This is a genomic window from Microcystis sp. M44BS1, from assembly GCF_020244875.1.
In the GTDB taxonomy this organism is placed as follows: Bacteria; Cyanobacteriota; Cyanobacteriia; order Cyanobacteriales; family Microcystaceae; genus Microcystis; species Microcystis panniformis.
In genome coordinates, this window is the sequence record NZ_JADBVM010000134.1 from 1 (window position 1) to 10758 (window position 10758).

General features: G+C 43.3%; 11 protein-coding genes and 1 pseudogene. 9 read left to right on the forward strand and 3 right to left on the reverse strand.

Features of this window, described 5'->3' with window-relative positions:
• Positions 1 to 361: 361 nt before the first annotated feature.
• The 3 genes from IM515_RS10835 to IM515_RS10845 form a co-directional block, all read right to left on the reverse strand.
• Positions 362 to 3466, reverse strand: coding sequence for an efflux RND transporter permease subunit (locus tag IM515_RS10835; protein ID WP_287629418.1), 3105 nt, complete (start codon positions 3464 to 3466; stop codon positions 362 to 364).
• A gap of 104 nt (positions 3467 to 3570) precedes the next feature.
• Positions 3571 to 3747, reverse strand: a complete 177-nt coding sequence (locus tag IM515_RS10840; RefSeq protein WP_287697993.1) for a hypothetical protein — start codon at positions 3745 to 3747, stop codon at positions 3571 to 3573.
• A complete protein-coding gene (locus tag IM515_RS10845) occupies positions 3717 to 4394 on the reverse strand; it encodes a C40 family peptidase (RefSeq protein WP_287629419.1) in 678 nt (225 codons plus the stop codon). Before IM515_RS10845 ends, IM515_RS10840 begins: the two co-directional genes overlap by 31 nt.
• An 837-nt stretch (positions 4395 to 5231) precedes the next feature.
• Between IM515_RS10845 and IM515_RS10850 the strand changes: the two genes are divergently transcribed.
• The 9 genes and pseudogenes from IM515_RS10850 to IM515_RS10885 form a co-directional block, all read left to right on the forward strand.
• A complete protein-coding gene (locus IM515_RS10850) occupies positions 5232 to 6620 on the forward strand; it encodes an LCP family protein (protein ID WP_287629421.1) in 1389 nt (462 codons plus the stop codon).
• Positions 6621 to 6622: 2 nt separating this feature from the next.
• Entirely contained in the window at positions 6623 to 7123 is a 501-nt protein-coding gene (locus tag IM515_RS10855) for a pentapeptide repeat-containing protein (RefSeq protein ID WP_002768627.1), read from the forward strand.
• A 127-nt stretch (positions 7124 to 7250) separates the two neighbouring features.
• Positions 7251 to 7838: an anthranilate synthase component II gene (locus IM515_RS10860; RefSeq protein ID WP_287629422.1), complete on the forward strand. Its 588-nt coding sequence runs from the start codon at positions 7251 to 7253 to the stop codon at positions 7836 to 7838.
• 61 nt (positions 7839 to 7899) lie between these two features.
• Entirely contained in the window at positions 7900 to 8709 is an 810-nt protein-coding gene (locus tag IM515_RS10865) for an MBL fold metallo-hydrolase (RefSeq protein WP_061430315.1), read from the forward strand.
• Positions 8710 to 8857: 148 nt separating this feature from the next.
• On the forward strand, positions 8858 to 9133 hold the full coding sequence (locus IM515_RS10870) for a hypothetical protein (protein WP_158199069.1): 276 nt from the start codon (positions 8858 to 8860) through the stop codon (positions 9131 to 9133).
• 62 nt (positions 9134 to 9195) lie between these two features.
• On the forward strand, positions 9196 to 9423 hold the full coding sequence (locus tag IM515_RS10875; RefSeq protein ID WP_158199070.1) for a hypothetical protein: 228 nt from the start codon (positions 9196 to 9198) through the stop codon (positions 9421 to 9423).
• On the forward strand, positions 9423 to 9860 hold the full coding sequence (locus tag IM515_RS10880) for a type II toxin-antitoxin system VapC family toxin (protein ID WP_287629424.1): 438 nt from the start codon (positions 9423 to 9425) through the stop codon (positions 9858 to 9860). The genes IM515_RS10875 and IM515_RS10880 overlap by 1 nt, the downstream gene beginning before the upstream one ends.
• 60 nt (positions 9861 to 9920) lie before the next feature.
• Positions 9921 to 10050 (forward strand): annotated as a pseudogene (locus IM515_RS26130) (Tse2 family ADP-ribosyltransferase toxin); the annotation flags it as partial.
• Between the two features lie 483 nt (positions 10051 to 10533).
• Positions 10534 to 10758 (forward strand): helix-turn-helix domain-containing protein (locus tag IM515_RS10885; protein WP_287697995.1); only part of this gene is annotated, 225 nt, incomplete at its 3' end.

Genomic DNA, 10758 nt, shown 5'->3' on the forward strand with positions numbered 1-10758 from the left:
AGTTATCAGTTATCAGTTATCAGTTATCAGTTATCAGTTATCAGTTATCAGTTATCAGCTTCTGAAGACAAGGGGCAACAGGCAAGAGGCAAAAGACAGAATCTGACAATTCTCCTACCTAAAAAGAGGGTTAGAAACTAAGCGCATCAAAGCTTTTAGCTTAACCAATTAGGTCTGAGATTCGGCCCTTGTTATCAGATGTGAGTTTTCAGTTCACTGATTACTGTTTACTGTTTACTGGACGGCTACGCCGTGCCTTTGGCAACACTGAAAAAAGCTTCTCCCCGCTTCCCCACTTCCCCACCTCCCCACTTCCCCACTTCTCCACACCCTACACCCCACACCCTACTGTGCAAGAAGATTATTTTCTGGAGAATAAAACGTAAAAACAGGGAATAATAAACAGAGTTAACAGAGTTGCTAAAGACAAACCCGAAAAAACGACAATTCCTAAAGGTTGCAGGAATTCTCCCCCCTCTCCCAATCCTAAAGCGAGGGGAAATAAACCTAAAACCGTGGTCACGGTAGTCATTAAAATCGGTCGTAAACGTTGGGGAGCGGCCTTTAAAATGGCTTGTAGTCGAGTAAAACCGAATTCTTGCCGCAATTGATTGGCTAATTCCACCATAATAATCCCGTTATTAACCACAATGCCCACCAATAACACCACCCCGACGATGACAATGGCATTAATCGGGGTTTTGGTCAAATATAGTCCAAAAATTCCCCCCGCTAGGGCCAAAGGAACGGTTAACATAATCACCAAAGGGTCTATGAGCGAGTTATACTGCACGGCCATGACCACAAAGACTAAAAATACCGATAAACCCGCTAATAAACCCAAAGAACCCTGAATTTCTTGATTAGACATGGCAGCAGCACTGGGTAAAATGCTGATACCATCGGGTAAGGGAGTGGAATTTAAAACCGATTGTACCCCTGCGAGTGCGTCACTTAATTTCGCACCCTCGACTAAACTGCCGATAATAATAAAAACTTGACGCTGATTAATTCTCTGGATGACTGCTGGGGTTTTTCCCCCTTCAATCCTGGCGATATCTGCTAATTTTAAGTCTTCTTGTCTATTGACAAAAATAGGTATTTGTGAGATGTCACTAATTTTTTGCCGCGAGTTGGGGTCCAATTGCACCCGGATATCGATTAATCTTTCTCCCCGTTGCAGTTGGGTGGGGATTGATCCTTGAATAGCGGTCCTTACCGTTTGTCCCACTTCCAGGGTACTCAACCCCAAACTATTTAAGCGAGTCCAATCGGGTTTAATCTGGATTTCCGGTTGTCTGGGGTCAGCATCGGGACGAAAACGCGCACTAGGGACTTTTTCATCGAGAATACCGAGGACTTCTTCACCAGCTTGCTCTAGAGTTTTCCCATCGGGTCCCTGTAACATCACATCCACGTCAGCACCAACGGAGGGAGAGTTATTAAGAATAATACCGCGCACTTGACCGGGGGTGAGACGCAAACGCACGTTAACGAGGTTTAATTGCTCTAGTGCTTTGCTCATGCGTTCGATATATGCTTCTGTATTAGTGCCTTGTTTGAGATTAATCGTACTAGAAGCACGCAAAATATTTTCATTGGTAGTTGTGCCAAAAAGAGAACCGCCACTGGTAGTAAAAACGTACTTAGTCTCTGGTTGTGATAATAAAATCTTTTCTACTTCCCGCATCACCTGACGGTTCGTATTTAAATTGGTACCGGGGGGAAATTGAGCAAAAACGTTCACCTGTCCGGTTTGAATACGACTAAAGACTTCCTGGGGGATATATTGCCAGAGATAGAAACTACTTCCCCCTAAAATTAAAAAGGCCAGTAGGATAACAAGTATTCTGTAGCGGATGATTTTAGCTAAACAACGACCGTAGAGAATAGTTAAACCTTCCAGACGTTGACTAAAGACTTTTAAGAGCCAAAATCGCTGAATACCACTAGAAACCTGCATATTTAACAAACGACTGGCTAACATGGGAACAACGGTTAACGCACACAGGAGAGAAGCAGCCACAGCAAAACTGATAGTGAGGATAATCTCGTTAAACAGCAGGGAAATAAAACCACCCAGTAATAAAAATGGCAGTATAGAGACGAGATTAGTCGCAGTGGAGGCCACTAAAGCAGATTCTACCTCTTGGCTGCTATTCCGGGCAATTTCTAAAAAATCTCGCTTATTTTGGTTTTGATTAACTTTGAGGGCAATATTTTCGAGCATGACAATGGAATTATCCACCACGATACCCACCCCTAGGGCCAATCCTCCCAAACTAAACACATTTATCGATAACCCAAATAACTTCATACAGATGATTGCGACCAGGGTAGAAAGAGGAATCGCTAGGGTAATGATAAAAGTCTGTCGCAGGGAACCGAGAAAGACGAATACAGTCAATCCTGCTAGAATTGTCCCCGCTAGTCCCGACGAAACCACGTTATTAACCGCATTTTGGATAAATACAGACTCATCGGTAGTGGGGACGACTTGCATCCCCCCGGTCATTAACCCGGATTTTTTTAATTCGGCAATGCGTTTTTTGACCCCTTCTACCACAGCAATCGTGTTCGCATTGGGTTGTTTTTGGACGCTAACCCGCACGGCATTTTTTCCATTTAGGGTGACAAAAATTCTTTGTTCTTCTGTCCCATCGATAACTCTGGCCACATCCCGCAGATAGATTTTTTCTTCGGGATTATTACTATCGGTCAGTGCTAAATCTTGGATATCCGCTACGTTTTTAAATTTCCCCACCGCGCGGGTTAAAGGTTCCCCAGTTTCTCCCTCTAGTCGGCCCCCAGAGATGTCCTGATTACGTCTTTTTAGGGTGTCTAAAACCTGATTTAATCCCACTCCTAAAGATTGTAATCGCTGCAGGTCAATATTAACTTGAATTTCTTCTCTAACTCCCCCAATCACGTCCACCACTGCCACTCCTTCCACAAACCCTAATTCTCTCCCTAATTCTTCATCAGCAAATAATCTTAAGTCTTTTAGGGTTAGGGTATCAGAAACGAGAGCAAATTCATAGACGGGTAAACGAGAGGGTTCAAATTTATTTAAGCGCGGTTCTTCAATAATATCGGGTAAATTTTGTCGGACACGATTAAAACTTTCGGTAGCTTCATTTAAAGCAACATTTAAATCTCCCCCCGGTTGAAAAAATAAATCTACTCGCATCCTTCCCTCGCGAGTTTCTGAATAAACTTGCACTACTCCCTCGGTGGCACTCATTCCTTCTTCTAGGGGTTTAGTTACTTCTTCGAGAATAACTTCCGGGGAAACTCCAGGGACATTCATCCTTAAACTAATGCGGGGATAAGTGATAGAAGGAAGCAAATCTACTTGTAAACGATTTAGAAAAAAAAGACCGATGATGATAACTGCTATAGTTAACATCAATACTCCTATATGACGACGAATTGATAGACCGCTTAGGGAGATATTTTCTGACATGATTATCTATGGGGGAGAGTGAGAAGTTAGGGGTTAGGGGTTGGGGTTTTGGGGTTTTAGGGTTTTGGGGTTTTAGGGTTTTGGGGTTTTAGGGTTTTGGGGTTTTAGGGTTTTGGGGTTTTAGGGTTTTGGGGTTTTAGTTGAAATTTCCCCATTTCCCCATTTCCCCATTTCCCCATTTCCCCATTTCCCCATTTCCCCATTTCCCCATTTCCCCATTTCCCCATTTCCCCATTTCCCTGATAACTGATTAATTGTGCATAACTCGACCGAAACTCCATAATTTTTGATAATAATAACGACTGACGCTATCCCTATCATCGGTGAGTAGATTGATAGCGATACCATTATTACCTGTTTTTTTTCCTGAACTGTGAATATATTGATTATTCCCTAGATATAAAGCCACATGATTAACTCTTTTATCACCAAAGAAAATTAAATCTCCTGGGAGTAATTCCTCTCGGTTTATTTTTTGACAAAAAGCCTCCTGTTGATAGGAATCCCTCGGCAACCAAATGCCAAAAGTGGCAAAAGCAGCCTGGATTAATCCTGAACAATCGTAATTAGGTGCAAGGGTTCCACCCCAGAGATAATGATTGGTACGATTCATTGCTTCCTGAGTAAAAGTGATAATCTCAGGAATATGTTTTTCTATTTCTGAACGAGTTAGAGGAATTTTTTGATAAGCTGTGGCGGCCGCTGCAATCGCATCTAAATCTTCTAGGGATAACCAAGCTAAATAATTATCTTCTCTTAGCTGAATTTGTAGTCCTTTTTCGGTAATTTCTAGGGAAATAAATTTTAATTGTCTTCCCCGTTGTGCTTGGGTAGCTAACTCTTGACAACTGGGAGAATTGTAGAGATTTAAGTCTCTTATACAGAGATATTCCTGGGTGGAAGATGGGGGAAGGGAGATGATTTGCATACAAAATAGATCAGAATTTATTGACAGAAAAAACTGCATTACTAGCCGAAAGCAAAGGGATAAAAACAAGGAGAATAACCTTAGTTATGTTATCTTCAAGTTTCCACCTCTCTTAATTCTTGGCTACAGAGATAATCTAAGACGCATTTTAACCGCCTATCCTTAGATTAACTCAATCTCCCCCAATCCCTTTGCTGTTACCTCTTGCCTGTTACCTCTTGCCTTATCTCAACAACCAATTTATAGCATTTCCTAAGCTAGTGAGGTACACCTATTTTTCTTCCCCTTTGCCTTTTGCCTCTTGCATGAGTGCCTAAAACCCATAACTTTTGTACCTCAGCAGACTGAAAAACGCTATAAATGTGCGGGCAGCTTAATCTATAACCAAACCGAATCCCTGAAAAATTATTAAACCTCTGGCCTAATTAACTTTTCAGGGTTCAAAAACGGCAAAAATAAGGATTAAATGGCATAAAATCGGTAAATAGAGCATTTAATCGCTTATTATTCATTCTCAATTCTTCTGGCTACCGACTCCTAACCCTAACAACAATTTTTGATTTTTACAACAGGTCTAGGATAGCCAGTTCCTTAACAATATGTTACAATAGCCGGCGAGAGGGGAGTGACCAATATCTGGAACTTTTGGGCTAGAGATAGATTCTATCGATCAGCAGTCACCTCCTGGGTGGGTGGAATTAAATATAAGATGAACGTAGGTTGGGTTGAAAAATGAAACCCAACGCCCGCATGGGTTACGCTACCGCTAACCCATCCTACAAATAATTGTGCCTCCCTACTTAAAGTAAGCTTTTAATCAGATGTTGAGGTTAGTCCATGGCCAATGTTTCGGGGCGGTTTGAAAAGCAAGAATACAGCCAAAACTCAGAAAATACCGTCGCGGTGGTCAGTTCAGTCATGTCCGGTTTAAAAAAAGCATCTCCCCTACAAAAGGGCTTATTTTGGGGAATAACCCTCAGTTTTACCGCCCTAGTTTCCGCCACTGTTGGGGCTGCCGTCGCTTTAATTAGTCCCTTACCCGCACCAATTGGGGCTATCTTCCAAAAAACATCTTTTCCCACCCAAACAGACATCCTTGAGGATCAAGCTTGGAATAGCTTAATCAATCAGCAGCTTTCTCGTCCTGTTAATATTTTAGTTATGGGCATCGATCGAGTTTTAGATGCCAAAAACAGCGACGATGTATTTAAAGGTCGCAGCGATACCATGCTCCTAGTGCGCTTCGATCCCAGCGATAAAACCGTGAGAATGCTGTCTATCCCTCGCGATAGCCGCGTCAGAATCCCCGGCCACGGTTTCACTAAAATTAACGATGCTAACGTTCACGGTGGACCGACTCTAGCGGCGGAAGTGGTCACTAATACTTTAGGGGATGTCACCGTTGATCGCTATGTGCGGGTGACTACCGATGCCTTTAAGGAATTAGTTGATTTAGTCGGGGGTGTAGAGGTTTATGTACCCGAACGAATGTATCATAAAGATGTCACCCAAAAATTAGAAATTGATTTACAAGAGGGTTGGCAAAATCTCAACGGCGACCAAGCAGAACAATTTGCCCGTTTTCGTAACCCGCAATACGGCGATATTGGTCGCGTACAAAGACAACAAATTTTATTAAAAGCACTCCAACAAAAGATTTTTAGTCCGACAATTCTCCCCAGTCTCCCGAAAGCAGTACAGGTTTTACAACAATATATCGATACGAACTTAAGCGTCGAGGAAATGCTGGCTATCGCTAATTTTGGACGGGAAATTAAACAGGATGACTTGAGAATGATCCTACTCCCCGGCCGGTTTAATAGCCTCGATGAATACGATGGTCGCAGTTATTGGATTTTGAACCGTCGCGAAATTAGAACCATTGTGGCTAATAATTTTACCGATAACTACGCGGGGGGAGAAACCTCCGTTTATAGTCTGCGGATTGCCATTCAAAATGCCACCCATACCAAAGGTTTAGCCCGTCGTACTCGTAATTATCTGGCCAAACGGGGCTACACAAATGTTTATATTAGCGATGACTCCTCCCAAAAGCTAGAAACCACGGCAATTATTGCCCAAAAAGGTGATATTCAGTCCGCTAACCTCTTGAAAAATCAATTGGGAATCGGTAAAGTAGAATCATCCTCCACTGGTGCTTTAGACTCAGACCTAACTATTCGGGTGGGTGATGATGTGGACCAGTTTCTCGACGCTCAACAGTAACAATGTTGAAAAATTTTTTCAGTCTGGTTTTAATTATTTTGCTGGCGATTCTGTGGCTACTTTTCGCGGCCCGTCCGGTGGCCTTGGCCCAAGATAAAACGATTAACTATAGTTTTGCCCAGCTGCAAGATCGGGATTTTTCCCATCAGGATTTGCGCGGAGGAGTTTTCGCAGCTGCCGCGATGCGGGGAGTTAACCTAGAAGGAGCCGATTTATCCTATAGCATTCTCACCGAGGCTGTCCTCTTAAAAGCTAACTTAAAAGGGGCTGATTTAACCGCCTCTTTGGTAGATAGAGTTACCCTCGATTTTGCCGATTTAACTAATACTATTTTTACCGATGCGATCGCTACTCGCAGCCGTTTTTATGACACAATTATTACCGGGGCCGATTTCACTAACGCGGTGATTGATAACTATCAGGTCAAGTTAATGTGTGAACGGGCCGATGGCATTAATCCCGTCACGGGAGTGGCCACAAGGGATAGTTTAGGCTGTAATTAGCAATTCCGGGCAGATTCTAACTGACGGCACAAAAATAGCCTACCCCCTACACCCCGGCTATCTCGATCGAGACAGCCGGGGTGTAGAATGAAAATACTGAGCGAGGCTAAAGAAAGGAGAGAGACTCTTGATAATCGTCATCGATAACTATGATAGTTTTACCTACAATTTAGTCCAGTATTTGGGAGAATTAGCCTCCGAGTTCCCGATCGCCGTGCCGATCGAGGTCTATCGTAATGATAAAATCGATCTGGCCACGATCGAACAAATGCGGCCGGATGGAATTGTCATTTCCCCCGGTCCGGGTCGTCCGGTCGATGCGGGCATATCTCTGGAATTAATCGCCAAATTTAGCCCCTATATGCCAATCTTGGGGGTCTGTCTCGGTCATCAAAGTATCGGTCAGGTATTCGGAGGGGATGTGGTCTCGGCCCCAGTCTTGATGCACGGCAAAACTTCCCCAATCTATCACAACAATGAAGGGGTATTTCAAGGCTTAGAAAATCCTTTTACTGCCACCCGTTACCATAGTTTAGTGATCGAGCGCTCCACCATGCCGGATAATTTAGAGATCACGGCCTGGGTAGAAGATGGTACGGTCATGGGAGTCCGTCATCGGGATTACCCCCAGATTCAAGGGGTACAATTTCATCCCGAAAGTATTTTAACCACTGCCGGCAAGGAACTTTTAAGAAACTTTCTCCGATCCCTCTAGTGTTTACTAATCCCCAACCCCTGAAATTAACCTTCAATTGATTAATTCTGCATCTACATTTATGAAAAGGCGAGATTTTATCTTATCGGCGGGGGCAAGTTTCTTAACCGTGGCAGTAAGCTCAGTTTTAGCGGAAACTAAACCGAAACCCACTAACCCCACTTCCCCCCAAAAACCCGATAATTCCCTCTTAGTTCAATGGTTGGGTCATAGTTGCTTTTTATTCACCGGAGGAGGGCAAAGAGTCCTAGTTAATCCTTTCCGGGCGATCGGTTGTACGGCGGGTTTTCCTTTGCCAAAAGTAGAAGCAGATATCGTTTTAATTAGTAGTCAACTGTGGGATGAAGGGGCGGCCGAGGGTTTACCCGGTAATCCGAAAATTTTGTTTGAGCCGGGGGCCTACGATCTGGGTAAATTAAAATTTCAGGGTATTAGTATCGCCCACGATCGCATGGGTGGTCAACGTTTCGGTATGAATGTGGCCTGGCGTTGGACCCAAGCGGGGATTAGTATTGTCCATTTAGGGGGGGCAGCGGCCCCAATCGAATTAGAACAAAGAATTCTCCTAGGTTCGCCGGATTTAGCTTTTATTCCCGTGGGAGGTGGTCCAAAAAATTATAATCCCCAAGAAGCAAAACAGGCGATCGAAGTTTTACAGCCGCGAATTGCTATACCAACTCAATACTTTACCAGTGCCGCCGATAAAAATGCCTGTGAATTGGTGTCTGTAGATGAGTTTCTCAAGTTGGTCAAGGATAAAAATATCCGTTTAATCGAGGACAATAAATTACGGATTCGTGCCGCCGATTTACCCCAAAAAGGGACTCTCATTCGCGTGTTTGACTACCGCAAACTGTTACAGAAATCCTAATTTTTAGGAGCCAATGAACTAGGCCTATTGATTAACTAATTTTCCTCGATAGACGGCGCTCTAAAGCATCTCCTAGTTATGCTTACAGAAAACGAGTTATACTAAAATCTATAGGGAGCATCTCATTTATGCAAGCGAGTAATTATACTTGAAGGTCAGAGAGTTCATTCAAGAGGCAAATGTTTCTATTCAGCATAAAGTTGAAGAAGAAATTCAGGCCATGCAAGAAGAAGTTGACAAGTTAAACCGCAGTGATCTTTTTCTTGCATTCCAAGCTAGATTAGAAGCAGCAGAGGGTAATAGAGTCTCTATGTCTGATTTTGACTTGGCAATGCTAAGAGAGCAAGTTGAAGGATTTAGAGATGTCACCAAAGAACTAACAATGGAGATTTACAGGCTGTCCAAGATAGCCCTACAGCCCTGATCATAATCAAGGTTATAATTATTTTTAATAAATTCCAGAATATTCAGCCCCAAGCAATGTCTATGTTACTGCAAGACCTAAAGGAAGAAGCGGTTAAGCTATCACCGAGCGATCGACTTGATCTGGTTAGCGCCATTATTGAGTCCTTGCAGAAGACCCCAATTGCTAGACCTGATCGTTCTGGTGCAATTCAACGGATGCGTGGCTTACTCAAAACAGACCAACTTGCACCAACCGACCAAGAAGTAGCTGCCATGTTGGAAGATCGTCGGGTGGAGAAATATCTTTAGTGAGAGTTTTAATTGATACTAATGTTCTCCTAGATTTTCTATTGGAGAGAGAGCTATTTTTCCAAGATGCAGAACGACTATTTCAGGCGATCGATTCTGGTCAGATCGTCGGGTATGTCACAGCTACAACGCTCACGGACATTTTTTATATTGCTCGAAGACACACTCGCAGTATTGAGCAGGCACGGCAAGCAGTTTCAGAGACATTGACAGCAATGGAAATCTGCCCTGTAAACCGGGAGGTTCTAGAGGTAGCGTTTAGTTCAGGTTTGGCTGATTATGAGGATGCGATTCAGGTCGCTTGTGCTGTAGATCAAGGACTTGATGCTATCTTGACCCGCGATAGTCAAGGGTTTTTGAATTCATCCGTACCTGTGTTATCAGTTCAGGAGTGCTTGCATCGCTTGGAAGAGCCAAATAATAGCAAATCCACCTGATAAAATCCAGTTTACAGGCTTTTTGGTTCGTGAGGAGTGAAAAGTGAGCAGTTACAGCCAAAATTTGGCGGCATGGGCAAAGAGCCTTTGTGGCAGATTGATGACAGCATTATTACAGGAGATTTACAGGCTGTCCAAGATAGCCCACGTTAGCATCATGCCAAGAGTTACAATGGCTCTAGAAAGGTAGGAAGCGGCATTGGCAAAGACCCAAAAATATTGGGAAAAGGTGGATTAGTGGCATACACACAATAGGAGTCTATGAAAATGGCATGGATATTTAGGGTCTGCTGAATAAATCTAAAAACCTTGTTGGGTAAGACTTTTAGACTTTTTGTCAATCAAAAAGTACCAGGCATGGGAGTGATCAGGGGGAAAATTCAGGTACTTTTTCCCTGAAAATTAGGTAGTTGACCACCTGAAAATCGGTAAAACCCAACCCCCAACCCCCAACCCCCAACCCCCAACCCCCAACCCCCACCGAAAAACTTTTTCAGCAGACCCTATTTAGTTTATCCGCAGAATGTGATTCTGATGAGAGCAAGGCCGATAAATTTGCTCAACATTTTCAGGGAAGATCATCGAAAATTTTGGGTCTGAAACCCCGTCGTTCTACGACGGCTTTACCGTTAAATACTAGCGCATTTACCAAATATATGCTAAAATGTGAGACATGGAAAAAGCCTACTCGTTTCGATTTTACCCCACACCCGAACAAGAGTCGCTATTGCGGCGCACTTTGGGCTGTGTAAGATTAGTTTACAACAAAGCTCTCCACGAACGAACACAAGCTTGGTACGAAAAGCAAGAAAGAGTAGGCTACGCTCAAACTTCTTCAATGCTAACCGATTGGAAAAAGCAAGAAGAATTAGACTTTCTCAATGAGGTAAGCTGTGTA

Bases quoted from the DNA above. Each gene is read 5' to 3' on its own strand.
- IM515_RS10845 (WP_287629419.1), bottom strand. From the start codon at position 4,394: ATGCAAATCATCTCCCTTCCCCCATCTTCCACCCAGGAATATCTCTGT.
- IM515_RS10855 (WP_002768627.1), top strand. From the start codon at position 6,623: ATGTTGAAAAATTTTTTCAGTCTGGTTTTAATTATTTTGCTGGCGATT.
- IM515_RS10850 (WP_287629421.1), top strand. From the start codon at position 5,232: ATGGCCAATGTTTCGGGGCGGTTTGAAAAGCAAGAATACAGCCAAAAC.
- IM515_RS10840 (WP_287697993.1), bottom strand. From the start codon at position 3,747: ATGGAGTTTCGGTCGAGTTATGCACAATTAATCAGTTATCAGGGAAAT.
- IM515_RS10835 (WP_287629418.1), bottom strand. From the start codon at position 3,466: ATGTCAGAAAATATCTCCCTAAGCGGTCTATCAATTCGTCGTCATATA.
- IM515_RS10875 (WP_158199070.1), top strand. From the start codon at position 9,196: ATGTTACTGCAAGACCTAAAGGAAGAAGCGGTTAAGCTATCACCGAGC.
- IM515_RS10865 (WP_061430315.1), top strand. From the start codon at position 7,900: ATGAAAAGGCGAGATTTTATCTTATCGGCGGGGGCAAGTTTCTTAACC.